Consider the following 25,800-nt stretch of genomic DNA (forward strand, 5'->3'; position numbering starts at 1 on the left):
TTCGACTATATGCAGCCGCTCATGACCTTGGACGTGATCATCATCGGCGGCGGCCATGCCGGCTGCGAGGCGGCGGCCGCCTCGGCGCGGTTCGGCGCACGCACCCTGCTGCTCACCCACAAGGTTGAGACCATCGGCGAGATGAGCTGCAATCCGGCCATCGGCGGCCTGGGCAAGGGCCATCTGGTCCGCGAGATCGACGCCCTGGACGGCCTGATGGGCCGCTTGGGCGACCGGGCTGGCATCCAGTTCCGCCTGCTGAACCGCTCCAAAGGCGCCGCGGTGCGCGGCCCGCGCTCGCAGATCGACCGCAAGCTCTACCGGGAGGCCATGCAGGCGGAGCTCGCGACGACGCCCAACTTGACCATTGTCGCCGAGGCGGTGGAGGACCTGATCCTCACCGACGGCGTGGTCGTGGGCGTGCTGGGGGCGAGCGGTACGGCCTACCACGCCGGCCGCGTGGTCCTGACCACCGGCACCTTCCTGAAGGGCGTGATCCACCGCGGCGACGAACGCATCCCCGCCGGCCGGGTCGGCGATGCGCCAGCCATTGGCCTCGCGGACCGGCTCTACGCCTCCGGTCTACGTATGGGCCGGTTGAAGACCGGCACCCCGGCCCGCCTGGACGGCTCGACCATCGCCTGGGACCGGCTGGAGATGCAGGCCGCCGACGACGAACCCGTGCCCTTCTCCTTCCTGACCGAGGCGATCACCAACCCGCAGATCGCCTGCGGCATCACCTACACCAATGCCGAAACCCACAGGATCATCGCCGAACGTCTCGGCGAGAGCGCGGTCTATGGCGGCAAGGCCACGGGGATCGGCCCGCGCTATTGCCCGTCCATCGAGGACAAGGTGGTCCGCTTCGCCGACAAGACCAGCCATCAGCTGTTCCTGGAGCCGGAGGGCCTGAGCGACGACACGGTCTATCCCAATGGCGTCTCCACCTCGGTCTCCGAAGAGACTCAGGACCTGTTCCTGCGAACCATGGTCGGCCTGGAAGAGGTGCGGGTGCGCCGCTACGGCTACGCCATCGAATACGACTACGTGGACCCCCGCGAGCTCTATCCGACCCTGGAGGCCAAGCGCCTGCCGGGACTCTACCTGGCCGGCCAGATCAATGGCACGACGGGCTATGAGGAAGCCGGCGCGCAAGGGCTGGTGGCGGGGTTGAACGCCGCCCGCGCCGCCTCTGGGCTGGATGCGGCGTCCTTCGCCCGCGACGAGGCCTACATCGGCGTGCTGATCGACGATCTGGTCACCCGCGGGGTCACCGAGCCCTATCGGATGTTCACCAGCCGCGCCGAGTTCCGCCTGATCCTGCGCGCCGACAACGCCGACCAGCGGCTGACCGCCAAGGGCGAGGCGCTGGGCGTCGTCGGGTCCGTCCGCGCCAAGGCGTTCGGCGAGAAAGCTGCGGCGCTGGCCGAAGCCCGCGCCATGGCCGCCGGTCTGACGCTGACGCCCTCGGCGGCGGAAAAGGCCGGCTTGCCGGTGAAGGCCGACGGCCAGCGCCGCAATCTGACCGAGCTCCTCGCCTACCCGACCATAGGCTTCGACGACCTGGCCCGCATCTGGCCGCAGATCGCGGACTGGGCGCCGGCCGTCCGTGAGCAGGTCGAGATCGACGCGTCCTACGCGGGCTACCTCGATCGCCAGGCCGCCGACGTGGCCGCCTTCCGCCGCGACGAGGACCTCACCCTGCCCGCCGACCTCGACTATGGCGCAGTCGGTGGCCTCTCCAATGAGGCGCGTGAAAAGCTCAATAACGTCAAACCCTTGACGCTTGGCCAGGCGGCCCGGATCGAAGGCGTGACGCCCGGCGCGCTCACCGCCCTGCTGGCCCATGTCCGTCGCCGCGCCGCCTGAACCCCAGGCGCCCGCGGTGCTGATGGACGCCGAAGGTTTCGCAGCCGTCAGCGGCGCCACGACGGCGCAGATGGCGGACCTCGAACGCTTCCGGGTGATGCTCGCCGAGCGCAACGCAGTGATGAATCTGGTCGGCCCGGCCTCCCTGCCCGACTTCTGGTCGCGCCACGCTTGGGACTCGGCCCAGCTGCTGCGTCTGGCCCCTGAAGCGCGCGCCTGGGCGGACCTGGGCGCCGGCGCCGGTCTGCCCGGCCTGGTGCTGGCCATACTCGGCAAGGGCGTGGTCGGCTTCCACGTCGACCTCGTGGAGAGCATGACCAAGCGCTGCAAGTTCCTCTCCGAAGTGGTGGAAGAGCTGGCGCTTCCGGCGATCGTCCACAACGCGCGTGCGGAAAACCTCGATCTAACTGTGGAGATCGTCACTGCGCGGGCTTGTGCGCCGCTCCACCGCCTGCTCGGGTATGCCCGGCCCTACCTGCAATCTGGCGCGACCGGCCTGTTCCTGAAGGGACAGGACGTCGTGGCCGAGATGAAGGAAGCGGCTAGGCATTGGGAATATGAGGCCGACGTCGTGCTATCCAAAAGCGACCCCCGGGGCCGCATCGTGCGTGTGAGGAGGCTCTGCCGTGCCCGCAAGACCTGATCCGACCCTGCGGGTGCTCGTCGTCGCTAACCAGAAGGGCGGCGTGGGCAAGACCACCACCGCCATCAACCTCGGCACGGCCCTGGCCGCCGTGGGTGAGCGGGTGCTGCTGATCGACAGCGACCCGCAGGGAAACGCCTCCACCGGACTCGGCATCGGCCGGGCGCAGCGGAAGAACACCCTCTACGACGTGCTGATGGGTGAGCGGTCGCTCGTCGACGCGGTGGTGAAGTCCTCGGTGCCCGGCCTGGATGTGGTGCCCTCCGATCCGGACCTTTCCGGCATCGAGATGGAATTGGCCCAGCAGGCCCGGCGCTCCTACAAGCTGCGCGACGCCCTGGACGCGGTGCGGGAGGCGGGAACCTACAGCTATGTGCTGATCGACTGCCCGCCGTCGCTCAATTTGCTGACGGTGAACGCCATGGCCGCGGCCGACGCGGTGCTGGTGCCTTTGCAGTGCGAGTTCTTCGCGCTCGAGGGCCTGACCCAGCTGATGCGCACCATCGATCTGGTGCACACGAGCCTCAATCCGAAGCTGGAGATCCAGGGGATCGTGCTGACCATGTTCGACCGCCGCAACGGGTTGTCGGCCCAGGTGGCGAATGACGTGCGCGACCACTTCGGCGAGACGGTCTACCAGACGGTGATCCCGCGGAACGTGCGGGTCTCCGAGGCGCCCTCGTTCGGCAAGCCGGCTCTAGTCTATGATCTGAAATGCGCGGGGAGCCAGGCGTACCTGCGGCTCGCCCGCGAGGTGGTTCTGCGCGAGCGCGCGCGCCGCAAAGTGGCCGCGTAAGGGGATTGCGATGGCCGAGGGCCGCAGAGGATTGGGCCGGGGCTTATCCGCCCTGCTGGACGACGCGAACGACGGCGACGGGCCGGTTGCCGCCGGCGAAGGCGCGCGCGAGATCCCCATCGAGCTGGTCCATCGCAATCCCGATCAGCCGCGACGCCACTTCCCGGAAGCCGAGATCGCCGAGCTGGAATCCTCGATCCGCGACAAGGGCGTGCTGCAGCCGATCCTGGTGCGCCCCTCGCCCAAGACCGCTGGTGAATTCGAGATCGTCGCCGGCGAGCGCCGCTGGCGCGCGGCGCAACAGGCGGGCCTGAAGGCGATCCCCGCGCTGGTGCGGGTGCTGGACGACGACAAGGCTTTCGAGATCGCGGTGGTCGAGAACGTCCAGCGCGAGGACCTCAACGCCATGGAGGAGGCCCAGGCCTACGCCTCGCTGATGAAGCGCATGGCCTACACCCAGGACAAGGCCGCCGCCGCGGTCGGCAAGTCGCGCAGCCACGTGGCCAACACGCTGCGCCTGCTGCAGCTGCCGATGATCGTCCAGGACCATGTCCTGTTCGGTCGCCTGACCGCCGGCCACGCGCGGGCGATCCTCAGCTCCGACCAACCGGAGGCTTTGGCGCAAGCCGTTGTCGAGAAAGGCCTTTCCGTCCGAGATGCAGAGGCCCTGGCCAAAAAAGGCTCGGACGGCGGGACGGCCAGGAAGGCCTCCGGTCCACGACGTGCGGGCAAGAATACCGACACCGCGGCCCTGGAGGTCGACCTGGAGGATGCCCTAGGCATGAGCGTCGACCTCGTCGACCGCGACGGTGTTGGCGAACTCAGAATCAAGTATGCGACCCTAGAACAGCTCGATGAACTCTGCCGGAGGCTGATGCGCCGATGATCCTGGCCGAAGGAAACCTCGTTCGCCTGCGCACGATCCGGGTCCCCGATCTCAAGGCCGCCGTCGCCCACCCGTTCAGCCTCTCGGCCACCGAGCCTATGACCGATCTCGCCTGGGCCCGCGCCGTCCACGACCAGACCGGCTTCTGGACTCCAAAGACCGGGGTCGCCGCCTTCGAGGTCGAAGACCGTCTCGTGGGGACCATGCAGTACTATCCGGCGGGTCCCAGGGTGCACGGCTTCGAGATCGGCTACAGCCTCCACAATGAAGACGACCGTGGCAAAGGTTATGGCTCGGAAGCCCTGCGCCTGTTCTCCGACTTGCTCTTCGCGCAGCATGCGGAATGCCACCGGCTGCAACTGATCATCGCCGTGGAAAACTTCGCTGACGCCCGCACGGTCGAGCATTGCGGCTATGCCGCCGAAGGCACCCTTCGAAAGGCGCACTACGCGGGCCCCGGCGAGCCGGGCGACTGCCTCGTCTATTCGCGGGTTCGGGATTAGGCCCGACTACAGGCCCTCGCCGTCCTCGGCGTCCGCCGCCTTGGCTTTCTGGTCGACGTTGGTCGGCGCGGTCTTGTGGCCGGTGCGCTCTTCCTCTCGCGCGCCCTGCAGGATGCCCACCAAGCCATAGTTCCCCTCATGGCAGGCATATTCGTAGACTTGGCCGGTGATGCGCGAGAACTCGTATTCACCGCCCCAGGGCTGGGCGAAGACCGTCGGATCGTCCACCCAGAAGGCGTAGTGCATCCGGTCCTTGCCGGTCCGCGTGAAGCGCTCGGTGACCTTCAGGTGCTGGGACGCGCCGCGGAAGACCTGTTCGGGGTGGAAGTTGGTGGTCTCGACCACCAGCGTGTCACCGTCCCAATGGCCGATGGAATCGCCCATCCAGGGCCGCACCGTGTCCGGCAGATGCTGGGTGGCGTTCAGGCGGACGATCCTGGCGTCGTGCACCATCTCCACGTCGATGACGACCTGATCCTTGGTCTGCACGAACTGATAAGTGTTGTTGTAGAGGCCGGGCAGCATCACCGGGCTCGCGGAATTGCCGAAGGACAGCAGGCAACGCTCGCCGAGGGCGCGGGTTTCCGGGTTGTCGCTGGGGCTCTGGCCGGGGCGCAGCGTGCGGCCGAAGGCGTTGACCTTGATATCCTTGCGCATCGGCACCCGGCCGTCCGGCGTGGAGGTGATGAAGCCGTTCCGGGGCTGGCCGTTCACCCGCATCACCACGCTGCCGGGATCGGTCCAGGCGGCGTTGTAGTTGCAATCGGTGCCCCGGCCGCCTGAGCAGTCGGCGGGCAGGTCGGTGACCTTGGCGTTCGGGTCGGTCGGCTTGTTGCCCAGATCGATCTGCGCCTGGGTCTTGGCCTCGATCTTCTTGGTCTCGGCCTCAGTCAGCACCAGGTCCGCGCCATACTTCGGGTTGCGCTCCAGGCGGGTGACGGCGACGTTGGTCCAAACCCCCTGCAGGTCCGGGTGGCCATAGGCGTCGCGGGGCGCCTTGTAGCCGGTCTTCGGCGGCGCGGGCGGCTGGGCGTGGACCAGGGCTGGCGAGAAGCCGATCCCGAGCGCTACTGAAAAGGCTAACGCCTTCAATCTCTTGGCCAACATCACTGCCTCCCGGTACGTCTGCAGTCATTGCTGCTTATGGGCGCAAGTATCCCGGCGTTCCGGGCTGGCGGCAAGGGGGCGACTAGAGCCCCAGGCGGCGCGCGCGGCCGGCGACGGTAAGGGCCAGGCGTTCGGCGATCAGTTGATCGGGCGAACCGGCGGTCTTGCACAGGCGATCGGCGTCGAGGATCTGCGGCTGGATACGGTCCAGCTCCTCCAGGTTCCAGGATCGGGCCTGGCGCAGGAATTCCCGCTCCTGCTTCCAGAAGACGCCCGCCGCCTTGGCCGCCTCCTGCAGGCCGGCGCCGCTCTTGGCGAGCGTGAGCGCGCGGCGCAGTTTGCCCAGGTGCATGCCCATGGCGCGCACGGCCGCCGGACCGCCCTCGCCTTCCTGCGCCGCGCGGCGCAAACCGGCCTGCGCCTCGCCGAGGCGTCCGCCGAAGGCGTCAGCGGCGGCGTCGAACAGCGAGGCCTCCGGCTCGACGCCGAGGAAGGGCTCAAGATCCGCGGGCGTCGCGGTCGCGCCGCTGCCGGGGCCGAGGAACAGGGCCAGCCGCTCGATCTCCTGGCGGGCCACGCCGCGCTCCTTGGGCATCCGCGCCACGAAGAGCTGCAGAGCCTCGGAGTTGAGCGACAGGTTGTCCTTGCTGAGCGCCTCGCGGACCTGGCGCGCCACGTCGCCGGGTTCGTCTTCGTAGCAGGGGATCGTCGCCACGCCGGCAGCCTTCTCGGCCACCTTGCGTAGGGTCGAGTCGCGGCCCAGCGTGCCGGCCTCGATCAACAGGAAGGCGTCAGGGTTCAGCTCGCCCGCAGCGTGACGGGTCAAGGCCTCGGCGGTCAGCTTGTCGAGGGCCGCCTTCTCCGTGGCGAACCGCAGGCGCACCAGCCGCCGGCCGCCCATCAGCGATTGGGCGGCCAGCTCGCCCTCCAGGCGTCCGCCGTCGGCGTCGAGGTCGCCGTCGGTGAGTTGGGCCACGTCGAAGGGGTCGTTGGGATCCTTGGCGATCTTCGCCGCTAGCTGCTGGCCGCGCTCGCGCACCACGCCCATGTCGCGGCCGTAGATCAGGGCGGCGCGGACGTCGGCGTCGGGCCGCGACAGGAAGCGTTCGATGTCGGGGCGCTTGCCGAGGATCAAGGCCGCTAGTCCCCCGTGGGAAGCCCGGTCGGCGTCACGGAGTTGGCGTCCGGTGGCGTCACCTTCTGCGGCTTCTTCGGCGATGGCTCGCCAGTGGCCAGCCACGAGGCGAGCTCCAGCTGGATGCGCCGCGCGGCCTCCTGGGTCGCCCGATCCTCCGCATCCTGTTCCGCGGCGATCGAGGCGTAGGGCTGGTCGGCGGAGTCGTAGGTGACCTCCACCCGCACGCGGCCCTTCTTGGCCACGTCGCCACCCGGCAGGTTGGCAAGCGTATAGTCGGCGGTCAGCACATATTCGTAGCGGGTGGCGACGTTGTCGGTGCGCACGCCGCGCGGATAGCGCGCCTCGGCCAGCGACAGGCGCATGGTATAGGCCGCCGCGGCGCTGCGGTTCTTGGCGAAGGCGTCGTCCAGGTGCTCGCGGATCAGGAAGCCGGCCCGGCCCTGGGGCTGCACCACATTGATCGCCGCCAGCTTCGGCACGACGCCCGGCGCGCCATAGAGCGGGGTGAAGCCGCAGCCACCGAGCGCCAGGCTCGCGCTCGCGACGGCGACGGTCAGCAGGAGCTTTGCCGGGCGGTTCATGTCAGGCGGCCACGATGTTGACGATGCGGTCGGGCACCACGATCACCTTGCGGATGGTCAGGCCCTCAAGGCGCCGTGCGATCTCGGGGTCGTCAAGCACGATCTTCTCCACGTCCGCCGCCGAAGCGCCCGCCGGGGCCGAGATTTCGCCGCGGCGCTTGCCGTTGACCTGCACCGGCAGCACCCGCACCGCGTCTTCGGTCAGGGCGGCGTCGAAGATCGGCCAGGGCGCCATGGCGACCATGCCCTGTCCGCCGACCCGCGCCCAGCACTCTTCGGCCAGGTGCGGCGTGAAGGGCGCGATCAGCCGGGAAAAGGCCGACAGCGCCTCGTGGCGGGTCGCCTGCACGGCCGGCGTGGCGCCGGCGGCCGGATTGGCCTTCAATAGGTTCAGGAACTCGTAGAGCCGCGCGATGCCGGAGTTGAAGCGGAAGGTGTCGATCGCCTCGGTGACCTGGCGGATCAGCTTGTGGGTCGCGCGGCGCAGGGCCGTGGCGGCCTCGTCGTCGCCCACGGCCGCGGCTGCGTCCTGCGGCTGGCTGTCGAACTCGTCCCAGACCCGGTTCACGAAGCGCCAGGCGCCCTGGACGCCGGCGTTGGACCACTGGGCGTCGCGTTCCGGCGGGCTGTCGGACAGGACGAACAGGCGGGCGGCGTCCACGCCGTAGACGTCGAAGATCTCTTCCGGCGCCACGGTGTTCTTCTTGGACTTCGACATCTTCTCGACGTCGCCGATCGTCACCTCTGCGCCGTTTTCAACCAGGCGCGCGCGGCGGGTCTTGCCCTCCACGATCACCTCGACGTCCTTGGGCTCCAGCCACTCACCGCTCTGCTGGCGATAGGTCTCGTGGGTGACCATGCCCTGGGTGAACAGGCCCGCGAACGGCTCGCGCACCGACAACTGGCCGTCGTCGGCCAGGGCCTTGGTGACGAACCGGGCATAGAGCAGGTGCAGGACCGCGTGCTCGATGCCGCCGATGTACTGGTCGACCGGCAGCCAGTAGTCGGCGGCGGCCTTGTCGATCGGCTCGGCGGCGTGCGGATTGGCGAAGCGGGCGAAGTACCAGGACGAGTCCACGAAGGTGTCGAGGGTGTCGACCTCGCGGGTCGCCGGTCCCCCGCACGTCGGGCAGGTGGTGTGTTTCCAGGTCGGATGGCGCGCGAGCGCATTGCCCGGCTTGCCGAACTCCAGGTCGTCGGGCAGCGCCACAGGCAGGGCCGACTTGGGCAGCGGCACGACGCCGTCCTTGTCGCAATGGACCACCGGGATCGGGCAGCCCCAGGCGCGCTGGCGGGCCACGCCCCAGTCGCGTAGGCGAAAGACCGTCGCGCCCTGCCCCTGGCCCAGCTCTTCCATCCGGGCGATCGCGGCGGCCTTGGCGGCCTCGATGTCCAGCCCGTCTAGGAAGCGCGAGTGATAGATGGCGCCCGGGCCCAGATAGGGCTCATTCCCGATCGTGAAGGTTTCGGGGTCCTCGCCGGGCGGCAGCACCACCGGGGTGACCGGCAGCTTGTATTTATGGGCGAAATCCAGGTCGCGCTGGTCGTGGGCGGGGCAGCCGAACAGAGCGCCCGCGCCGTAGTCCATCAGGACGAAGTTGGCGATCCAGACGGGCAGCTCCCAGCTGGGATCGAAGGGGTGCTTCACGCGGACGCCGGTGTCGAAGCCCAGCTTCTCGGCGGTGTCGATCTCCGCCTGGCTGGCGCCGCCCTTCTTGCACTCGGCGATGAACGCCTTCGCCGCGTCATTGGCGACCGCCACCTGCTCGGCCAGCGGGTGATCGGCGGCGATGGCCACGAAACTCGCGCCGAACAGGGTGTCCGGCCGGGTTGTGTAGACCTCCAGGCCCTTTTCGAAGCCCTTCGGCGCCGGCTCGGCGAAGTCGAAGGAGAAAGTCAGGCCCTTGGAGCGACCGATCCAGTTCTCCTGCATGACGCGGACCTTCTCGGGCCAGCGGTCCAGGGTGGCCAGATCGTCGGTCAGCTGGTCGGCGTAGTCGGTGATCCGCATGAACCACTGGTTCAGCTTGCGCTTCTCGACCACCGCGCCGGAGCGCCAGCCGCGGCCGTCGACCACCTGCTCATTGGCGAGCACGGTCATGTCCACCGGATCCCAGTTGACCATCCCCTCACGGCGGTAGACCAGACCGCGCGCGAACAGGTCGAGGAACAGCGCCTGCTGCTGGCCGTAGTAGGCCAGGTCGCAGGTGGCGAATTCGCGGGACCAGTCGATCGACAGGCCCAGCTCCTTCAGCTCGGCGCGCATCCGCGCGATGTTTTCGTAGGTCCAACCCTTGGGATCGACGCCGCGCTCCATGGCGGCGTTCTCGGCGGGCAGGCCGAAGGCGTCCCAGCCCATGGGGTGCAAGACGGAGAAGCCGCGGGCGCGCTTGAAGCGGGCGATGACATCGCCGAGCGCGTAGTTGCGCACATGGCCCATGTGCAGGCGTCCCGACGGGTACGGGAACATCTCCAACACGTAGTATTTGGGCCGCGACGGGTCGATCACCGCGCGGAAGGCGTCAGCCTCCGCCCAGGCGCTGCGCCACATGGGTTCGGTCTCTTTGGGGTTGTAGCGGGCCATCTTGAGGAGGCTTTGGACTGGAGTGGGACTTCCGGTCAACGCCTCCCAGGGATTTCCGGCCTAGGGCCGGCAATCCCTATCCTGCCAAGAATCGAGCATCTCGCGAGATGCTCGGGGATGGGCGCGACTGACGAACGGTATTGGGGCTTAGCCCTTGAGGTTCGAAAGTCGAAGCTGGCGCGCCTTCGTCAGGATGGCGTTCTCGAAGTCCGTCTCGGTCTGGCTGGCCGAGGGGGCGTCGATCCACTGCCCGCTGGCGTCCCTGTTCTGCTTGAACACGGCCACGTTCAGCCCATCGGCGCGCAGGCGCGCGTCCAGGATGTAGACGGTGATCTTGAAGCGCTCGTCCGGCTTTTCCGGATTCATATACCAGTCGGTGATGATCACGCCGCCGTACGGGTCGGCCGAGGCCAGCGGCATGAAGGACAGGGTGTCCAGCGTCGCGCGCCACAGATAGCCGTTGACCCCGATCTGGACGGCGGAATCCGGATTGTTCACCGCCTTCGGGCCGGAATCGCCGCCGCCGAGCGGATGCATGATGTGGGAACAACCGGCCACGCCCAAAGAGGCGACGGCCAAGGCGCTCACCGCAACGCGACGCATCCCAAAGCGATGCAACTGAGTACCGCGCACAAACGGCATATGTATCGGTCTCCAATGATTTCCGCGGCGCCAACCCAGCGCCACGGCGCCGCCCCGCGCCGGGGCCCTCTATAACAATGCCATGTCAGGCGCCAAACAGGAATCGCGTGACCCCGCCGCCACAGGCGAAGAGGTTCTTCGCCATATCTCGACTTTGTGCGCGCAGATTAAGTTGACCTTAGCCAGGGCGCCTCTCTAATCGGCCTGTACCGTGGCGGAACCTGGGCGACCGGGGGTGTGTCCGCCGCGTCGAGGGGCTATATGTTGGGCATGTCCGTCCGCAAATTGGCAATGCTGGTCGCTGCGACCGCCCTTCTGGGCGTGGTCGGCGGCACTGCGCAGGCGGCGCCGGCGACGGTCGTGGCGTCGTCTCAGAGCACCTCCACCAAGCCGCTCGACTTCACGGTGCACGCGGATACATCCTCGCCGATCAACGCTGGGACCCAGGTGCTGAAGTGGGATGCGGCCAAGGGTCGCTGGGGTGTCACCCTGAACCTGCAGCAGCCCGACACTCGCCAGACGACGCTGAACGACATCCAGGCCGGGGCCTACTACAAGATCACGCCGGCTCTGCGGGTCGGCGGCGCCTTCGCCTTCGGCGACCAGCAGCCGATCCCGGGCCCGAAACCGAACACGCCCGACAGCGGTCAGCCGCGCGTCCAGCTCGAGACGAAGTTCAAGTTCTAAACGCGTCGACCGCCGCGACACCCACAAGGCCCGCGTCCTTCAGGAGGCGGGCTTTTTTGTTGTCGATCCCGCCCAGGCCGTAGATCGGCCCGCCGGCGCGACGGACGAGGATCGCCAGCCGGATCGGGCCCATAGGCGCGCCCGCCGAGGCCGAGCGGCTCGCAAACACCGTCGAGACCACCGCCGCGTCCGCGCCCGCCGTCAGGGCGCGCCGCGCGGCCGCCGGCGAATGCGCCGCCGCCGTGACGATCCAGCGGGGATGGGCCGCCTTCAATCGCCGCGCCCTGTGTGCGAGGCGCTCCGGCAGGTGGACCCCGTCGGCGCCCAGGCGCTGGGCCAGGTCCGCATCGGCGCCGATCAGCAGGATCAAGCCCCGCGCCCGGGCTATGGCCTTCAGTCGCCGGCCCCGGGACTCCGCATCCAGCGCCCCGAAGGCGCGGAACACCACCGCCGCGCCGCGCGGCAGGCGGCGCGCCATCGCCTCAGGTTCCGGCGTGCGGATGGGATCGGTGAAGAACAGGAGCCGCGGCAGGGCGCGCTTCGCCCCCTTCCGCCCATCGGCGCGGCGCCCTAGGAACTGGGCCGTCCTCGCCAAGGTCCAGAACCCGCCCGAAATGGCCCAGCCTCCTCCTGCCGCCCTTCCTGAAAGAGCCTGGGCCGATGTCGTGGCCCGGATCGCCCGCGCGACGCAAGCCGCCGGACGCCCGGCAGGCGACGTGACCCTGGTGGCGGTCTCTAAGATGCAGCCCTGGGAGGCGGTCGCGCCGGTTCTGGCGGCCGGTCAGGCGGTGTTCGGCGAGAACCGGGTGCAGGAGGCGCAGAGCCGCTGGACCGAGCGCCGCGGCGGGATCGAGCTTCACCTGATCGGGCCGTTACAGACCAACAAGGCCGCCGACGCCGTAGCCTTTTTCGACGTCATCGAAACCCTCGACCGCGAGAAGCTGGCCCGCGTTCTGGCTGACGAGGCTCAGAAGCGGGGCTGCAGTCCCCGTCTCTACGTTCAGGTGAACACCGGCGAGGAGCCGCAGAAGGCCGGCGTGATCCCGCCCGACGCCGACGCCTTCATCGCCGCGTGTCGCGCGACCTACGGCCTGACGCTCGAGGGCCTGATGTGCATCCCGCCGGCCGCCGAGCCCACGGGCCCGCATTTCGCCCTGCTGGCCAAGATCGCCGCGCGAAATGGGCTCGCGAAACTCTCCATGGGCATGAGCGACGATTTCGAGACCGCCATCGCCTTCGGCGCCACCAGCGTGCGCGTAGGCTCGGCAGTGTTCGGGGCGCGGACCTAGCCGGCCCGGATCTCCAGGGCGTCGCCGGGATGGGCGGCGGCGAGCAGCTCTTCCAGGTCCGAACGGGCCAGGGCCACGCAGCCTTCGGTGGGCGCGTAGTCCTCGCGCGCCAGGTGCAGGAAGATCGCCGAGCCCATGCCGGGCTCCGGCGGGTCGTCGTTGTGGCCCAGGATCACGACGAGGTCGTAGACGTGATCCTCGCGCCAGAGGTTCTCATGGCTGGTGGCGCGGGGCAGCTTGACCAGGCGGTTGTAGGCCGCGTCATGCGGGTCGTCGCACCAGCCGTCGTCCGGCGCCATCGACACCAGCGGCAGGGCGGTCCTCGGCGGCCCGCCGCGATCGGGCCGGTAAAAGACGCGGCGGATCGGCCAGATGCCGGCCGGCGAGGCCAGGTCGCCTTCGCGCTTGTCCTTCGCTGGCTTCACGCCGGACTTGCCGAGCGCACAGCGCACGCGCCGCCCGGCGATCTCCATCCAGCCGGTCGAAACGCCGGAATTTGCTGTGGCGGTGAAGATCACGGCGCGGCTTCCTAAATACGGTTGGTCGCAAGCGGCGACACGGTGCATGTTCTTCCGGCCATGGCTCAACGCAAGACCCTCCTCATCGTCGATGACGACGCGGACCTGCGCGGAGCCGTCGCCGAACAGCTCCAATCAGAGGACTTCGACACGCTGGAGGCGGCCACGGCGGCCGACGGCGTGCGCCTCGCCGAGACGGAGCGGCCGGACCTGATCCTGCTCGACGTCGACCTGCCGGACTTCGACGGCCGCGAGGCCTGCCGGCGGATGCGCGCCGGAGGCGTCACCACGCCGGTGATCATGCTGACCGCCGCCGGCGAGGACGACGACACGGTCCGCGGCCTCGACGCCGGGGCCAACGACTACGTGACCAAGCCCTATAAGTTCGCCGTCCTCCTGGCCCGCATCCGGGTGCAGCTGCGCGACTACGAGCACTCTGAAGGCGCGGTCTTCCGCCTGGGGGCGTACGAGTTCCGACCGGCCGGCAAGATGCTGATCGATCCGCAGGGCAAAAAGATCCGCCTGACGGAGAAGGAAACCAACATCCTGAAGTACCTCTACCGCGCCGGGGAAAAGCCGGTGTCGCGCGAGGAGCTGCTGGCCGAGGTCTGGGGCTACAACGCCGGCGTCACCACCCACACCCTGGAAACCCACGTCTACCGCCTGCGCCAGAAGATCGAGAGTGATCCGGCGAACGCCAAGCTGCTGCTCACGGAAGCCGGCGGGTACAAGCTTGCGCCCTAGAATTGCACCTTTAATGCAACTGTAGTAAACTACCTGCCGCTCAGGAGGGTAGCCATGGGCAAGTATGATCCGTTGAAGGGCTTTCTGAAGGCCCAGGCCGCGGAGCGCGTCCCGATGACCTTTGCCGACATCGAGCGCTTGGTCGGAGCGCCTCTGCCGAAGTCCAAGCAATATCCTGCCTGGTGGAGCAACAATCCGTCGAACAATACGATGACTCAGGCGTGGCTCGACGCGGGTTTCACGACGGAACAGGTAGACCCGGCCGGCGAGAAGCTGGTTTTTCGGCGCGTCGAGTCTCGTGCCGCTTCTCGCTCCGGCGCCCCGAGTCCGCGAACGGGATGGCTTGAGCGGCTGCGGGCGAAGATGGCTGGCACCGTGCGGGTCGCGCCCGGGTGGGACCTTACAAATCCCACGGGCGAAATCTGGGATGCTGAGCGGGAATGAACCGCCCGCTGCTCCTCGATACCTGCGCGCTCATCTGGACGTTGAACGGCGACAAACTCAGCAATGAGGCGGAGGCGGAGCTGAAAGTAGCCGGCGGGACTGACGGTCATATCGTCGTGTCACCCATCTCGGCGTGGGAGATCGGCCAACTCGTCTCGAAAGGGCGGCTAACACTCGCGGCGGACCCGCTGGCCTGGTTCCAGGAGGCCCTCGACGACGGGATGACGTTGTCCCCCTTGCCGCCCAGCATCCTGGTCGCCGCGTCCTTCCTTCCAGATCCAAGGCTAAGGGATCCAGCCGACCGAATCATCGCCGCCACCGCTCGCGCCTATGGCTATCGCCTGATGACCCGCGACCGTCCGCTTCTGGATTTCGCCGCCAACGGTCATCTGCAGGCCGTCGCCTGCTAGAGTACCAGATCCGCCGAGACCGGTGCGTGGTCGCTGGGCCGATCCCATTCGCGCACGTCGTCGTGGATGCGGGCCGCTGCCGAGCCCAGGCGGAACGCCGCATCGCGCAGGCCGGGCGTCACCAGGATGTGGTCGAGGCGCAGGCCCCGGTTGGACTGGCGGAAGTCCTGGGCGCGGTAGCTCCACCACGAGGCCAGCTTCTGCGGCTCCGGATAGGCCTCGCGGGTCAGGTCGATAAAGCCGAGCGATTTGTGGAGGGCCCACATGGCTTCGATCTCCACCGGCGTGTGGCTGACGATCTTGGACATGTACTTGTGGTTCCAGACGTCGTTCTCGCCGGGCGCGACGTTCAGGTCGCCAACGATGGCCAGCGGCGCTTTGGGGTCGCGCTTCGAAAGCTCGGCGGTCAGTTTCTCATAGAAGTCGAGCTTGTGATCGAACTTCGGGTTCTCGACGCGGTCAGCTACGTCGCCGCCGGCCGGGATGTAGAAATTGTGGATCTCGACGCCCTGCACCGTCGCGCCGACGCAGCGGGCGTGGCCTTCGCGGCAGACGTCCAGCGGCGGAGCCTCCTCCAGCGGCAGGCGCGAGGCGATGGCGACGCCGTGCCAGCCCTTCTGGCCGGCGATCTTCAGGTGCGGCAGGCCCATGTCGATGAAGGCCTGACGCGGGAACTCGCCCTCACGGCACTTGATCTCCTGCAGGCACAGGACGTCCGGCGCCTGCTCGGCCACGAAGCGGGCCGCCTGTTCGGCCCGCAGGCGCACGGAGTTGACGTTCCAGGTGCAGATTCGAAGGCGCATGCCGCTCCCTTAAGGGTGGCCGTCTCATATGGGAATGGAGCGGATAAAGGGACGCCCGGGCACTGGAGAAGCCCGGGCGTTGAAGTGGTCTCTCATGCCGCCGCCGGGAGGGGATAGGTTCCGGCACGGATTCCGTCTGCGCGTACGCGCGCCGACGAGATAGTGTCATTAACGCCACAGGGAATACAAAAGTCAAGCACCCAAGAGTTAGCCCTTGCCCGTGATGAATTCGTCACAATCAGCCCTGAGTCGCCGGTTTGGGGCGCGGGTCCCTGAGCACGAACAGCGCCGGGTCGAGGCCGGAGGTCGCCTGCAGGCCGTTGATACGGACCTGGGTCGTGTGCCCCTGCGCGTCAGTCACCGCCCAGGCCACCAGCGACATGGGATTGTCCTTGAAGCTCAGCATGATCTGGCCGGCGGTCTCGCGCTTGCCGTCGCGGGCGGTGATCGAAAAACCGTCGGCGGCGCGGGTGACGCGGGTCACCTGCACGCCCTTGTCCAGGCGGATGGTCTTCGCGAGGAACAGCGACAGGGGCGTCGCGCCGAGCGGATAGGCGGTGAAGGTGTTCAGCCGGCTGTCGGAGACGATCACCCGGCCGCCGTCGGAGACGACCAGCAGGCCCGCCGGCGGGTCATAGGCGAAGCGCGCCTTGCCGGGACGCTTGAGGAACAGTTCGCCGGTGGTCACCGCGCCGCGCGGATCGGTCTGGGTGAAGCGGCCCTTGGCCTCGCCGAGCCCTTGCAGATAGGCCACCGCCTTGTCGACCAGCGCCTGCTCCTCGGCGGAGATAGCCGGCGCTGGGGTCGCGGCCAGAACCGCGGCGGGCGTCAGCGCGGCGGCCGCGGTCATGGCGAGCAGCAGGCGGCGGGTGGTCATGATCGGAGGTCTCATAAGGACGAAGGTGGCTGCGCCGGGTGGCGGCGGCAAGGCGATGTGAAACGCGCCAGGGCTCAGAAGGCGCCCGTCCGGCTGGGCGCCAGCGTCATATGGACGCCGTTCGGCGCGCCGCCGCCGCCGGGGCAGGCCATAGGCTTGAACTTCAGGTCGTAGCAGATCCGCACCTCGTTCAACGCCCCTGACGCACGCTGGGTCTGGACATAGACCCCGTCGGGGTTGAGCCCTGGGTTCTTCGCCACGAAGGCCGTGCGCACGGCGCCGGCGGTTAGCTCGGCGGCAGGGATCTGCTCGATCTTCGGAATTGTCAGCCGGTCGAACAGCGCCGAGGCCTGGGCGAAATAGGCTTGCGGGCTTGCCCAGGCGGCGCAGGTCCCGTGCGCCTGCCACTCATGCTGCAGCAGGATCGGCGACGGCGTTCGGCAATACATCCCGCGCATGGTCGCCGGGTCGAGCGCGCCGGCCGGCTGGCAGAACCGCGGAAACGGTGGCCGCGCGCCGTCCGGCCACAGACCGTGCAGGGTGAAGCCGAACGGCCGGCCGCATTCCATCTGCTTAGCGTCCGCGCCCGATCCGCCGGAGCGGCACCATTCCGGCGTCCAGGTCAGAGCCAGCACATAGTAGGCGACGGTCACGCCGCGCACGATCTCATCCGGCCGCGGGTTAAGCGCCGGCGCTGGCGTCAGCCCCGGCGGCGGCGTGCAGACCGGCGCGGCGAGCGCCGGCGCGGCCGTGGCGGTGAGGGCGATCGCGAGGGCGAGTAAGCGCATGACGTCATCCTAGGCGAGGCGCACGTCCCGCGTCAGCCCACGGCCTGCCGGATTTGACATGCAAGTAATTTCTTGCATATTGGCGGCATGGGCGATGAGATGGACCGGGTCTTCAAGGCGCTGGCGGACGCGAGCCGCCGCTCGCTGCTGGACGACCTGTTCCGCGAACCCGGCCAGACCCTGGGCGCTCTGGCCGCGCGCCTGGACATGACCCGTCAGGCGGTCAGCCAGCACCTCAGCGTTCTGGAAGCCGCCAACCTCGTCGCCACCGTCCGGAAGGGGCGCGAGAAACTGCACTACCTGAACCCCGTGCCGATCCACGAGGCCCATGCCCGCTGGATCGCGAAGTTCGAACGGCCCCGGCTCGACGCCCTGGCCGACCTGAAACAACGCCTCGAAGGAGACGAACATGGATAAGCCATCTTACGTCTACGTGACCTACATCGTGACCACGGCGGAAAAGGTCTGGGAGGCGATCACCGACGCGAAGATCAGCGCCAGCTACTGGGAGCGTTCGAACGTCTCCGACTGGAAGGTCGGCTCGACCTGGGAGCACAAGTTCCCCGACCGTCCCGCCGACGTGATCGGCAAGGTGCTGGAAGCCGATCCGCCGAGGCGGCTGGTCATCACCTGGGCTGCACCGTCAGCACAGGCCGATCCCGACCAGATCTCCCGGGTGGCGATCGACATCGAGGCGCTGGGCGGCAAGGTGCGGCTCACCATTACCCACACCGACCTGAACGCCCAGAGTTTGAAGGACGTCTCGGGCGGCTGGCCGGCGGTGCTGTCGAACTTGAGGTCACTTCTCGAGACCGGCCGAACGATGCCCGACCCCTTCAGCGGCGTGCGCAATCACCCGAAAGCCCACGCTTAGGGCGCGACCCCTAGGACGCGGCGGAGACCAGGATCTCGCGCTTGCCGGCGTGGTTGGCGGGGCCCACCACGCCCTGCTGCTCCATCCGCTCCATCAGCGAGGCGGCGCGGTTGTAGCCGATCTGCAGGCGGCGCTGGATGTAGCTGGTGGAGGCCTTGCCGTCGCGGGTGACCACGGCGACGGCGCGGTCGTAGAGGTCGTTGCCGTCCCCGTCGCCGCCGCCAAGACCCAGGTCGCCCGCCTCGCCATCCTCGTCCGGCGCGGCGGTGACTTCTTCGAGGTATTGCGGCTGACCCTGCTCGCGCAGGAACTTGGCCACCGCCTCGACCTCTCCATCGCTGACGAAAGGTCCGTGCAGGCGGGTGATCCGTCCGCCGCCGGCCATATAGAGCTGGTCGCCCTGGCCCAGCAGCTGCTCGGCGCCCTGTTCGCCCAGGATGGTGCGGCTGTCGATCTTGGAGGTGACCTGGAAGGAGATCCGGGTCGGGAAGTTGGCCTTGATGGTGCCGGTGATCACGTCGACCGACGGGCGCTGGGTGGCCATGATCAGGTGGATGCCGGCGGCCCGCGCCATCTGCGCCAGGCGCTGGACGGCGCCTTCGATGTCCTTGCCGGCCACCATCATCAGGTCGGCGACCTCGTCGATGATCACCACGAGCATGGGCATGGGCTCGGGTGTGATCTTCTCGCTTTCGTAGATCGCGCGGCCCGCCTCGTCGAAGCCGGTCTGCACGGTGCGCTCGAAGTGCTCGCCCTTGGCCGCGGCCTCCTTGGCGCGTTCATTGTAGGAGGCCACGTTGCGCACGCCGATCTTCGACATGCGGCGATAGCGATCCTCCATCTCGCGGACGGTCCACTTCAGCGCGACGATCGCCTTCTTCGGATCGGTCACCACCGGCGCCAGCAGATGCGGGATGCCGTCGTAGACCGATAGCTCCAGCATTTTCGGGTCGATCATGATCATCCGGCACTGGTCCGGCGGCAGGCGATAGAGGATCGACAGGATCATGGCGTTGACGCCCACCGACTTGCCCGAGCCGGTGGTGCCGGCGATCAGCAGGTGGGGCATGCGGGCCAGGTCGGCGATGTAGGGCTCGCCGCCGATCGTCTCGCCCAGCGCCATAGGCAGGGTCTGGCCGCCGCGCTCATATTCGGAGGAGGCGAGCAGGTCGCGCAGATAGACGGTCTCGCGCTTCTGGTTGGGCAGCTCGATGCCGATGGCGTTGCGGCCCGGCACCACCGAGACGCGGCAGGCGGCGACGCTCATCGAGCGCGCGATGTCGTCGCTCAGCGCCACGACGCGGGCCGACTTCACGCCGGCGGCCGGGACCAGCTCGTACAGGGTGACCACGGGACCTGGCCGGATCTGGTCGACCGTGCCTTTCACCCCGAACTCGGCCAGCACGCTTTCCAGCAGCTGGGCGTTCTGGCGCAGCGCGCCCTCGTCGAACTGGGCCGCGCGCGGCTTGGGCTTGGCCAGCATGGAGAGCTCGGGCAGCAGGAAGCCGCCGGGCCGGACGAACTCGAAGGTCGACTGCGCCTCGCGCTGCTCGCGCGGGCTCTCCTTGGGCCCGGTCTTGGGCGCCTTGACCTTGGGGCCCTCGCCGGGATTGAGGGCGACGGGCGCGGGGTCGAGCGCGGCGTCCGGAATTCCGCCCTCGCGGCGCTCGCGGGACGAGACCTTCGCCGCGCGCTCAAGCTTCGGCGGGATGGCGGCCAGCTTCGGCTTCGGGGTCAGGGCGACGGAAAGCCAATCGCCCAGGGTGTGCAGCTCCGAGGGGCGTAGGCCGATGGCGTAGGCCAACGCGGTCAGGGCTACGGCGGCGAACGCCGCCGCAGCGATCGGCCGCGCCAGCGGCAGGTGCGCGTAGGCCAGCAGGCGCGACAGGCCAGTGAGCAGGGCGTCGCCCCATAGGCCGCCGAGCCCCTTGGCCAGCGGCCAGGCGGCGGGCGGCGCGGGCCAGGCCAGGGCCGCGGCCAGCGCCAGCACGCCGACGACGCCGATCAGCGCCCGCAGGCGCAGCGCGTCGCGGCTGGCCGCCGGCTCACTGGCCGCGGCGCGGCAGAGCCCGAGCACGACAACGGTCAAGGCAAGGAAGGCGCAGGCCAGACCCAGGGACTGGACGCCCAGGTCCGCCAGGGCCGCGCCGGGCGCGCCCAGGGCGTTGGTCGGCGCCGCGGGGCTCGCGGCGTTCAGGCTCGGATCGGCGACGTTGTAGGTGGCGAAGGCCACGGCCAGCGCCGCGCCGAACGCAGCCGCGAACCCGCCGCGCAGGCGCGCCGTGCCCGGGTGCGACCAGGCGAGGTCCGCGATGTGCCAGACCAGGGCCATGCCGGTCTTCCGCGCCGTCCGCGCCATGCCAAAGCCGCTCCACTCAAATCAACAGCCCTGTTTCGCGCAGGGATGGTTAACCGGCATTTACTTTGCCCGGTCCGCGATCTCGATTTGCGGGGCCAAGGCCCGCGGATTAGGGTCGCGCCCATGCAATGGACGATGCCGCATCGCGTGCTTCAGGTCGTGGGCGTGCTGCTCGCCCTGGTGGCGCTCTCCGCCTTCACGCTGGGCGTGGTCAACGCCCCGTCGCGCGGGCGCATGCCGGGCGAACGGCCCGCCGCCGCCGGGGGCGCCGCGTCCGTCGTGGCGACGGACGCCGTGCCGCTGAGCGCCGACCGCATCGAAGGCGCGACGTCACCCCGCGAACTGACGGCCGAGGAGAAGGAAAAGCTCGAGGCTGACAAGGAAGCCAGGCAAGAGGCTGACGAAGAGGCCAGGGCCGCCGCCGCGACGGCCCCGCCGGGCCCCGCGTCGGCCTCTGGCGGCGCGGCTGCGGCAGGCCCGGCGCCCAACGAAACGCCGCCGGCGCCCCCGCCGGAAGAGGCGCCGCACTAGGACGTCCGTCCCTCCCCGTCAGGGGAAGGAAATCTACGCCACCCCGTGCTTCTTGAAGAAGGCCAGCATCTTTGGCCAGGCGTCGGCCGAGGCCTTAGGGTCGTAGCTGGTGCGGTAGTCGGCCAGGAAGCCGTGCTGGCTGTCCGGATAGACGATGATCTCGCCGTCCTTGCCGGCGGCCTTGAGCGCGGCGCGCATGGCCTCGATGTCCGCCGCCGGGATGCCTTTGTCCTGGCCACCGTAGAGGCCGAGCACCGGGCACTTCAGGTCCTTCACCCCGTCGAGCGGCGGGACGCGCGGATAGGGGCCGGCCTTCAGCGGGCCGTACCAGGCCACGCCGGCCTTGAACTCGGGGAAGGTCTCGCAGTCGCGCCAGACCGCCCCGCCGCCCCAGCAGAAGCCGGTGGTCCCGAGACGCTTCATGTCGGCATAGGGCTGGGCCGCCAGGTATTTGAGCGACGCGGTCGTGTCGCCAAGCACCTGCGCCTCGGGCTGCGCCTTCACGATATTCATCACCACGGTCATGTCGGTGGTCTTCGATGGGTCGCCGGTGCGGACGAAAAGGTCGGGGGCCAGCGCCACGTAGCCGGCCTTGGCCAGGCGGCGGCAGATATCCTTGACCCACTCGTGCACGCCGAAGACCTCGGAATTGACGAAGATCACCGGGTGCTTCCCCTTAGCGGCGGGTCGCGCCAGGAAGCCGGGGATCTTGCGGTCGGCGGCCTGGATCTCGACGGTTTCGGTGACCAGGCCAGCGGTGTCGGTGGTGATCGTCTCGGCGTCGGCGGAATAGGCCGCCACGGCATAGCCGCCGGCCAGGGCCAGCGCGATCGAGCGCCGGGTCAGGTCCAGATCGCCGGTCCAGGTGCCTTCGGCGCGGGTGAGCGTGACCAAGGTAAGCCTCCGTAAGGGGTAATTGTGGTTGTTATGCCGACACTGCGGCGCCAGGACACACGGAGTCAAAAGTCATGTCGCTTCCAAACCGGGGGTCAACGGAGCCGCCGGTGGCGCGGTTCGCCTCATGAATCGGGTCGCAGTGACGTAACAATTGACTCATGTGCTTGGCGCGATTGGAGACTTTCACCCTTGCGGGCGCGTGCGCTTTCCCCATATCGGCTGGCGACGCCGGGCTCTAAGCGAGTAGACCTTCGCTGCGGAACCCGGCCTAGACCTGATCGAACCGGGGACGTTGCAAGACCAGGGCGCTTCACTCGAAGGCCTCCCGCCACGTCCGCCACTGAAGGAGCGAGCTAGACTCTCAATGAGCAAGATTATCGGTATCGACCTCGGCACGACCAATTCGTGCGTCGCCATCATGGATGGCAAGACGCCGAAGGTGATCGAAAACGCCGAAGGCGCGCGCACCACCCCGTCCGTCGTCGCCTTCCTGGAAGACGGCGAGCGGCTGGTCGGCCAGCCGGCCAAACGCCAGGCGGTGACCAACCCCTCCAACACCCTGTTCGCCATCAAGCGCCTGATCGGCCGCAACTATGACGACCCGATGGTGGAGAAGGACAAGGGCATGGTGCCCTACGACATCGTCAAGGGCCCGAACGGTGACGCGTGGGTGAAAGCCCAGGGCAAGGACTATTCGCCCCAGCAGGTGTCGGCCTTCATCCTGCAGAAGATGAAGGAAGCCGCCGAGCAGCACCTCGGCGAGAAGGTCGAAAAGGCGGTCATCACCGTCCCGGCCTATTTCAACGACGCCCAGCGCCAGGCGACCAAGGACGCCGGCAAGATCGCGGGCCTGGAAGTCCTGCGGATCATCAACGAGCCGACCGCCGCGGCGCTCGCCTACGGGCTTGAGAAGAACGACGGCAAGAAGATCGCCGTCTACGACCTGGGTGGCGGCACCTTCGACGTCTCGATCCTGGAGATCGGCGACGGCGTCTTCGAAGTGAAGTCGACCAACGGCGACACCTTCCTGGGTGGCGAGGACTTCGACCTGCGGATCGTCGATTTCCTGGCCGACGAGTTCAAGAAGGAACAGGGCGTCGACCTGCGCAAGGACAAGCTGGCGCTGCAACGCCTGAAGGAAGAGGCGGAAAAGGCCAAGAAGGAGCTCTCCTTCACGGCCCAGTACGAGCTGAACCTGCCGTTCATCTCGATGAACGCCAGCGGTCCGCTGCACCTGAACATCAAGCTCAGCCGCGCCAAGCTGGAAGCCCTGGTCGAGGACCTGGTGGCCAAGACCATCGGCCCCTGCGAGCAGGCGCTGAAGGACGCGGGCCTGAAGAAGTCCGAGATCGACGAAGTGATCCTGGTCGGCGGCATGACCCGCATGCCCAAGGTCATCGAGACCGTGAAGGCCTTCTTCGGCCGTGAACCGCACACCGGCGTGAACCCCGACGAAGTCGTGGCGCTGGGCGCGGCTGTCCAAGCCGGCGTCCTTCAGGGCGACGTCAAGGACGTGCTGCTGCTCGACGTGACCCCGCTGACCCTGGGCATCGAGACCCTGGGCGGGGTGTTCACGCCGCTGATCGAGCGCAACACCACCATCCCGACCAAGCGCAGCCAGACCTTCTCCACGGCTGACGACAACCAGTCGGCGGTGACCATCCGGGTGTTCCAGGGCGAACGGCCGATGGCGTCGGACAACAAGATGCTGGGCCAGTTCGACCTGGTGGGCCTGCCGCCCGCGCCGCGCGGCGTGCCGCAGGTCGAGGTGACCTTCGACATCGACGCCAACGGCATCGTCAACGTCTCCGCTCGCGACAAGGCGACCAGCAAGGAACAGTCGATCCGCATCCAGGCCAACGGCGGCCTCTCGGATAAGGACATCGACGCCATGGTGAAGGAAGCCGAGTCCAACAAGGCCGACGACGAGAAGCGCAAGGCCGCTGTCGAGGCCAAGAACCAGGCCGACGCGGTGATCCACTCCACCGAAAAAGCCCTGGCCGAACATGGCGACAAGGTGAGCGCCGATGAAAAGGCCGCGATCCAGACCGCCCTCGACGATCTCAAGGGCGTGGTGGACGGGGCTGACGCCGAGGTCATCTCGGCCAAGACCCAGACGTTGATCCAGGCGTCGATGAAGCTGGGCGAGGCCATGTACAAGGCCCAGCAGGACACCGGCGAAGGCCCGGCCTCCGACGCGGACGCCGCCCGAGCGGGCGGCCCCCACTCAGATGGGCACGGCGGCGAGGACGTGGTCGACGCCGAGTTCGAGGAAGTCGACGGCGACGACCACAAGAAGTGAACGTGACAACCTGCCCCATGGCGAGCTCAAGCGTCTTTTGCGATGAGATGGTCACTGGGGACGTCGCCGCCGCTTCTGCGCGACACGGGGCCTCCGCCCGCTCGGCCCATTTCCTTCTGGAACTGGGGTCTTGTAGCCGGGCGGAGGTTCTCCCACCTTCTCAAAAGCCACACACCAGACTCCTGGCGGTTTGATGCGCGACTATTACGAAATCCTCGGTGTCGAACGCACCTGCGACGCGGGCGCGCTGAAGGCGTCCTTCCGCAAGCTGGCCATGGAGCACCACCCCGACCGCAACGCCGGTTGCGGGGAATCTGAGGGCCGGTTCAAGGAAATCAACGAGGCCTATTCGGTCCTCTCCGATCCCCAGAAGCGCGCGGCCTATGACCGGTTCGGCCATGCGGGCGTGAACGGCGCGGGCGGCGGGCCGGGCGGGGCCCAGTTCCACGACGTGGGCGACATCTTCAACGAGGTGTTCGGCGACGTCTTCGGCGACATGTTCGGCGGCCGCCGCGGCGGCCAGCAGCGCTCCGGCCCGGCCCGCGGCCAGGACCTGCGCTACGACCTGGAGATCACGCTGGAGCAGGCCTACGCCGGCGCCGAGGTCGAGGTGAAGATCCCCGCCGCGCTGACCTGCGAGACCTGCGAGGGCTCCGGCGCCAAGCCGGGAACCAGCCCCACGACCTGCAACGCCTGCGGCGGGCAGGGCCGGGTGCGCGCCACCCAGGGTTTCTTCTCCATCGAACGCGCCTGCCCGCGCTGCGGCGGCTCCGGCCGTCTGGTGCTCGACCCCTGCGCCGATTGCCACGGCATGGGCCAGGTGCGCCAGGAGCGGGTGCTGTCGGTGCGCATCCCGGCCGGCGTCGATGACGGCGCGCGCATCCGCCTCTCCGGCGAGGGCGACGCGGGCTCGCGCGGCGGCCCGCGCGGCGACCTCTACATCTTCATCTCGGTGCGGCCGCACGAGCTCTTCGAGCGCGACGGCCTGGACCTGCTCTGCACCATGCCGGTGCCGATGACCATCGCGGCCCTGGGCGGCGAGATCGAAGCGCCCTGCCTGCTGGGCGGCGAGAACTGCGACGGCAACTGCAAGATCTCGGTCAAGGTCCCCGAGGGCTCGCAGACCGGCAAGACCGTGCGTCTGAAGGGCCGCGGCATGCCGTCCCTGCGCTCGCGCGACCGCGGCGACCTGGTGGTCGAGCTGTTCGTCGAGACCCCGGCCAAGCTGACGCCGCGCCAGAAGGAGCTGCTGCGCGAATTCGCCGGCCTCTGCAGCGACGCCCAGCATCCGAAGAACGCCAGCTTCACCGGCAAGGCCAAGACCTTCTGGGACAGCGTCAAGGGCTAGTCGCTTTCCCTCCCTATTAAGGGAGGGAAAGACTTTGCGCCGCCCAGGCTTTCCGCTAGAGGAAGCCTCCGCTGGAACTGGCACCCGTAGCTCAGCTGGATAGAGCGTTGCCCTCCGAAGGCAAAGGTCACACGTTCGAATCGTGTCGGGTGCGCCAGCAGATCCAGCGGCCTTAGCCGG

The 25,800-nt window shown here is 68.4% G+C and carries 27 protein-coding genes and 1 tRNA gene; 16 read left to right on the top strand and 12 right to left on the bottom strand.

Annotated elements, in window-relative coordinates; genetic code table 11:
- The first annotated feature begins 21 nt into the window (after positions 1 to 21).
- Genes mnmG through VHS75_RS14635 form a run of 5 tightly spaced genes read left to right on the top strand, consistent with a single transcriptional unit; the run spans position 22 to position 4,697 of the window.
- Positions 22 to 1,869, top strand: a complete 1,848-nt coding sequence (gene mnmG, locus VHS75_RS14615) for a tRNA uridine-5-carboxymethylaminomethyl(34) synthesis enzyme MnmG (protein ID WP_329639379.1) — start codon at positions 22 to 24, stop codon at positions 1,867 to 1,869.
- Positions 1,847 to 2,512, top strand: coding sequence for a 16S rRNA (guanine(527)-N(7))-methyltransferase RsmG (gene rsmG / locus VHS75_RS14620; protein ID WP_329639350.1), 666 nt, complete (start codon positions 1,847 to 1,849; stop codon positions 2,510 to 2,512). The genes mnmG and rsmG overlap by 23 nt, the downstream gene beginning before the upstream one ends.
- A 7-nt stretch (positions 2,513 to 2,519) precedes the next feature.
- Entirely contained in the window at positions 2,520 to 3,308 is a 789-nt protein-coding gene (locus VHS75_RS14625) for an AAA family ATPase (RefSeq protein ID WP_329639380.1), read from the top strand.
- 10 nt (positions 3,309 to 3,318) lie between these two features.
- Positions 3,319 to 4,194 carry a ParB/RepB/Spo0J family partition protein gene (locus tag VHS75_RS14630; RefSeq protein WP_329639351.1) on the top strand — a complete coding sequence of 292 codons (876 nt, stop codon included), beginning with the start codon at positions 3,319 to 3,321 and terminating at the stop codon, positions 4,192 to 4,194.
- Positions 4,191 to 4,697 carry a GNAT family protein gene (locus VHS75_RS14635; protein ID WP_329639352.1) on the top strand — a complete coding sequence of 169 codons (507 nt, stop codon included), beginning with the start codon at positions 4,191 to 4,193 and terminating at the stop codon, positions 4,695 to 4,697. The genes VHS75_RS14630 and VHS75_RS14635 overlap by 4 nt, the downstream gene beginning before the upstream one ends.
- Positions 4,698 to 4,703: 6 nt before the next feature.
- On the opposite strand, the gene VHS75_RS14640 is transcribed toward VHS75_RS14635, so the two are convergent.
- The 5 genes from VHS75_RS14640 to VHS75_RS14660 form a co-directional block, all read right to left on the bottom strand.
- A complete protein-coding gene (locus tag VHS75_RS14640) occupies positions 4,704 to 5,804 on the bottom strand; it encodes a hypothetical protein (protein ID WP_329639353.1) in 1,101 nt (366 codons plus the stop codon).
- An 82-nt stretch (positions 5,805 to 5,886) separates the two neighbouring features.
- Positions 5,887 to 6,939 carry a DNA polymerase III subunit delta gene (gene holA / locus VHS75_RS14645; protein ID WP_329639354.1) on the bottom strand — a complete coding sequence of 351 codons (1,053 nt, stop codon included), beginning with the start codon at positions 6,937 to 6,939 and terminating at the stop codon, positions 5,887 to 5,889.
- 5 nt (positions 6,940 to 6,944) lie between these two features.
- The gene (gene lptE / locus VHS75_RS14650; RefSeq protein WP_329639355.1) at positions 6,945 to 7,523 is read right to left on the bottom strand and encodes an LPS assembly lipoprotein LptE; all 579 of its coding nucleotides are present in this window, start codon (positions 7,521 to 7,523) and stop codon (positions 6,945 to 6,947) included.
- 1 nt (position 7,524) lies between these two features.
- On the bottom strand, positions 7,525 to 10,107 hold the full coding sequence (gene leuS / locus VHS75_RS14655; protein ID WP_329639356.1) for a leucine--tRNA ligase: 2,583 nt from the start codon (positions 10,105 to 10,107) through the stop codon (positions 7,525 to 7,527).
- A 147-nt stretch (positions 10,108 to 10,254) separates the two neighbouring features.
- Entirely contained in the window at positions 10,255 to 10,749 is a 495-nt protein-coding gene (locus tag VHS75_RS14660) for a DUF3576 domain-containing protein (protein WP_414694323.1), read from the bottom strand.
- 270 nt (positions 10,750 to 11,019) lie between these two features.
- On the opposite strand from VHS75_RS14660, the gene VHS75_RS14665 reads away from it, so the two are divergent.
- Positions 11,020 to 11,436 (top strand): NtrZ family periplasmic regulatory protein, encoded by a 417-nt coding sequence (locus VHS75_RS14665; protein ID WP_329639357.1) that lies wholly within the window; start codon positions 11,020 to 11,022, stop codon positions 11,434 to 11,436.
- On the opposite strand, the gene VHS75_RS14670 is transcribed toward VHS75_RS14665, so the two are convergent.
- Complete coding sequence (locus VHS75_RS14670) at positions 11,426 to 12,031, bottom strand: thiamine phosphate synthase (protein WP_329639358.1); 606 nt, start codon at positions 12,029 to 12,031, stop codon at positions 11,426 to 11,428. The two genes, VHS75_RS14665 and VHS75_RS14670, sit on opposite strands and share 11 nt — an antisense overlap.
- Before the next feature lie 19 nt (positions 12,032 to 12,050).
- Between VHS75_RS14670 and VHS75_RS14675 the strand changes: the two genes are divergently transcribed.
- Positions 12,051 to 12,725 carry a YggS family pyridoxal phosphate-dependent enzyme gene (locus tag VHS75_RS14675; protein WP_329639359.1) on the top strand — a complete coding sequence of 225 codons (675 nt, stop codon included), beginning with the start codon at positions 12,051 to 12,053 and terminating at the stop codon, positions 12,723 to 12,725.
- Here VHS75_RS14675 and VHS75_RS14680 read toward each other — a convergent pair.
- Positions 12,722 to 13,243: a L,D-transpeptidase family protein gene (locus VHS75_RS14680; RefSeq protein ID WP_414694322.1), complete on the bottom strand. Its 522-nt coding sequence runs from the start codon at positions 13,241 to 13,243 to the stop codon at positions 12,722 to 12,724. The two genes, VHS75_RS14675 and VHS75_RS14680, sit on opposite strands and share 4 nt — an antisense overlap.
- Before the next feature lie 60 nt (positions 13,244 to 13,303).
- Here VHS75_RS14680 and VHS75_RS14685 point away from each other — a divergent pair, with 60 nt between their 5' ends.
- The 3 genes from VHS75_RS14685 to VHS75_RS14695 are packed head-to-tail and all read left to right on the top strand — an operon-like array spanning position 13,304 to position 14,841.
- Entirely contained in the window at positions 13,304 to 13,987 is a 684-nt protein-coding gene (locus VHS75_RS14685; protein ID WP_329639383.1) for a response regulator transcription factor, read from the top strand.
- A 54-nt stretch (positions 13,988 to 14,041) separates the two neighbouring features.
- On the top strand, positions 14,042 to 14,431 hold the full coding sequence (locus VHS75_RS14690; RefSeq protein ID WP_329639360.1) for a DUF7662 domain-containing protein: 390 nt from the start codon (positions 14,042 to 14,044) through the stop codon (positions 14,429 to 14,431).
- Positions 14,428 to 14,841, top strand: a complete 414-nt coding sequence (locus VHS75_RS14695; protein ID WP_329639361.1) for a type II toxin-antitoxin system VapC family toxin — start codon at positions 14,428 to 14,430, stop codon at positions 14,839 to 14,841. Before VHS75_RS14690 ends, VHS75_RS14695 begins: the two co-directional genes overlap by 4 nt.
- On the opposite strand, the gene VHS75_RS14700 is transcribed toward VHS75_RS14695, so the two are convergent.
- The 3 genes from VHS75_RS14700 to VHS75_RS14710 all read right to left on the bottom strand — a co-directional run bounded on the left by VHS75_RS14700 (position 14,838) and on the right by VHS75_RS14710 (position 17,309).
- On the bottom strand, positions 14,838 to 15,644 hold the full coding sequence (locus tag VHS75_RS14700; protein WP_329639362.1) for an exodeoxyribonuclease III: 807 nt from the start codon (positions 15,642 to 15,644) through the stop codon (positions 14,838 to 14,840). The genes VHS75_RS14695 and VHS75_RS14700 overlap by 4 nt on opposite strands.
- 238 nt (positions 15,645 to 15,882) lie before the next feature.
- The gene (locus VHS75_RS14705; protein ID WP_329639363.1) at positions 15,883 to 16,521 is read right to left on the bottom strand and encodes an outer membrane lipoprotein carrier protein LolA; all 639 of its coding nucleotides are present in this window, start codon (positions 16,519 to 16,521) and stop codon (positions 15,883 to 15,885) included.
- 74 nt (positions 16,522 to 16,595) lie between these two features.
- Complete coding sequence (locus tag VHS75_RS14710) at positions 16,596 to 17,309, bottom strand: ribonuclease T2 (RefSeq protein ID WP_329639364.1); 714 nt, start codon at positions 17,307 to 17,309, stop codon at positions 16,596 to 16,598.
- 72 nt (positions 17,310 to 17,381) lie between these two features.
- On the opposite strand from VHS75_RS14710, the gene VHS75_RS14715 reads away from it, so the two are divergent.
- Complete coding sequence (locus VHS75_RS14715) at positions 17,382 to 17,726, top strand: metalloregulator ArsR/SmtB family transcription factor (RefSeq protein ID WP_329639365.1); 345 nt, start codon at positions 17,382 to 17,384, stop codon at positions 17,724 to 17,726.
- A complete protein-coding gene (locus tag VHS75_RS14720; protein WP_329639366.1) occupies positions 17,719 to 18,183 on the top strand; it encodes an SRPBCC family protein in 465 nt (154 codons plus the stop codon). The genes VHS75_RS14715 and VHS75_RS14720 overlap by 8 nt, the downstream gene beginning before the upstream one ends.
- Positions 18,184 to 18,193: 10 nt before the next feature.
- Here the strand turns inward: VHS75_RS14720 and VHS75_RS14725 are convergent, their stop codons facing one another.
- Entirely contained in the window at positions 18,194 to 20,542 is a 2,349-nt protein-coding gene (locus tag VHS75_RS14725) for a DNA translocase FtsK (protein ID WP_329639367.1), read from the bottom strand.
- 123 nt (positions 20,543 to 20,665) lie between these two features.
- Here VHS75_RS14725 and VHS75_RS14730 point away from each other — a divergent pair, with 123 nt between their 5' ends.
- Positions 20,666 to 21,073 (top strand): hypothetical protein, encoded by a 408-nt coding sequence (locus VHS75_RS14730; RefSeq protein WP_329639368.1) that lies wholly within the window; start codon positions 20,666 to 20,668, stop codon positions 21,071 to 21,073.
- Between the two features lie 33 nt (positions 21,074 to 21,106).
- Here VHS75_RS14730 and VHS75_RS14735 read toward each other — a convergent pair whose 3' ends face one another.
- Positions 21,107 to 21,967: a dienelactone hydrolase family protein gene (locus tag VHS75_RS14735; protein WP_329639369.1), complete on the bottom strand. Its 861-nt coding sequence runs from the start codon at positions 21,965 to 21,967 to the stop codon at positions 21,107 to 21,109.
- Positions 21,968 to 22,334: 367 nt separating this feature from the next.
- On the opposite strand from VHS75_RS14735, the gene dnaK reads away from it, so the two are divergent.
- From dnaK to VHS75_RS14750, 3 genes are all read left to right on the top strand, one after another.
- A complete protein-coding gene (gene dnaK, locus VHS75_RS14740) occupies positions 22,335 to 24,272 on the top strand; it encodes a molecular chaperone DnaK (RefSeq protein ID WP_329639370.1) in 1,938 nt (645 codons plus the stop codon).
- Positions 24,273 to 24,465: 193 nt separating this feature from the next.
- Entirely contained in the window at positions 24,466 to 25,620 is a 1,155-nt protein-coding gene (dnaJ, locus tag VHS75_RS14745) for a molecular chaperone DnaJ (protein ID WP_329639371.1), read from the top strand.
- A gap of 80 nt (positions 25,621 to 25,700) precedes the next feature.
- Positions 25,701 to 25,777, top strand: a tRNA-Arg gene (locus VHS75_RS14750).
- Positions 25,778 to 25,800: the final 23 nt, after the last annotated feature.

It is taken from the genome of Phenylobacterium sp. (assembly GCF_036264965.1).
GTDB lineage: Bacteria > Pseudomonadota > Alphaproteobacteria > Caulobacterales > Caulobacteraceae > Phenylobacterium.

Bases quoted from the DNA above. Each gene is read 5' to 3' on its own strand.
- VHS75_RS14710 (WP_329639364.1), bottom strand. From the start codon at position 17,309: ATGCGCTTACTCGCCCTCGCGATCGCCCTCACCGCCACGGCCGCGCCG.
- VHS75_RS14720 (WP_329639366.1), top strand. From the start codon at position 17,719: ATGGATAAGCCATCTTACGTCTACGTGACCTACATCGTGACCACGGCG.
- rsmG (WP_329639350.1), top strand. From the start codon at position 1,847: ATGTCCGTCGCCGCGCCGCCTGAACCCCAGGCGCCCGCGGTGCTGATG.
- VHS75_RS14660 (WP_414694323.1), bottom strand. From the start codon at position 10,749: ATGCCGTTTGTGCGCGGTACTCAGTTGCATCGCTTTGGGATGCGTCGC.
- dnaK (WP_329639370.1), top strand. From the start codon at position 22,335: ATGAGCAAGATTATCGGTATCGACCTCGGCACGACCAATTCGTGCGTC.
- VHS75_RS14705 (WP_329639363.1), bottom strand. From the start codon at position 16,521: ATGACCACCCGCCGCCTGCTGCTCGCCATGACCGCGGCCGCCGCGCTG.
- VHS75_RS14690 (WP_329639360.1), top strand. From the start codon at position 14,042: ATGGGCAAGTATGATCCGTTGAAGGGCTTTCTGAAGGCCCAGGCCGCG.
- leuS (WP_329639356.1), bottom strand. From the start codon at position 10,107: ATGGCCCGCTACAACCCCAAAGAGACCGAACCCATGTGGCGCAGCGCC.
- VHS75_RS14725 (WP_329639367.1), bottom strand. From the start codon at position 20,542: ATGGCGCGGACGGCGCGGAAGACCGGCATGGCCCTGGTCTGGCACATC.
- VHS75_RS14695 (WP_329639361.1), top strand. From the start codon at position 14,428: ATGAACCGCCCGCTGCTCCTCGATACCTGCGCGCTCATCTGGACGTTG.
- VHS75_RS14685 (WP_329639383.1), top strand. From the start codon at position 13,304: ATGGCTCAACGCAAGACCCTCCTCATCGTCGATGACGACGCGGACCTG.
- VHS75_RS14665 (WP_329639357.1), top strand. From the start codon at position 11,020: ATGTCCGTCCGCAAATTGGCAATGCTGGTCGCTGCGACCGCCCTTCTG.
- VHS75_RS14635 (WP_329639352.1), top strand. From the start codon at position 4,191: ATGATCCTGGCCGAAGGAAACCTCGTTCGCCTGCGCACGATCCGGGTC.
- VHS75_RS14630 (WP_329639351.1), top strand. From the start codon at position 3,319: ATGGCCGAGGGCCGCAGAGGATTGGGCCGGGGCTTATCCGCCCTGCTG.
- VHS75_RS14730 (WP_329639368.1), top strand. From the start codon at position 20,666: ATGCAATGGACGATGCCGCATCGCGTGCTTCAGGTCGTGGGCGTGCTG.
- VHS75_RS14640 (WP_329639353.1), bottom strand. From the start codon at position 5,804: ATGTTGGCCAAGAGATTGAAGGCGTTAGCCTTTTCAGTAGCGCTCGGG.
- lptE (WP_329639355.1), bottom strand. From the start codon at position 7,523: ATGAACCGCCCGGCAAAGCTCCTGCTGACCGTCGCCGTCGCGAGCGCG.
- VHS75_RS14700 (WP_329639362.1), bottom strand. From the start codon at position 15,644: ATGCGCCTTCGAATCTGCACCTGGAACGTCAACTCCGTGCGCCTGCGG.
- VHS75_RS14675 (WP_329639359.1), top strand. From the start codon at position 12,051: ATGGCCCAGCCTCCTCCTGCCGCCCTTCCTGAAAGAGCCTGGGCCGAT.
- mnmG (WP_329639379.1), top strand. From the start codon at position 22: ATGACCTTGGACGTGATCATCATCGGCGGCGGCCATGCCGGCTGCGAG.
- dnaJ (WP_329639371.1), top strand. From the start codon at position 24,466: ATGCGCGACTATTACGAAATCCTCGGTGTCGAACGCACCTGCGACGCG.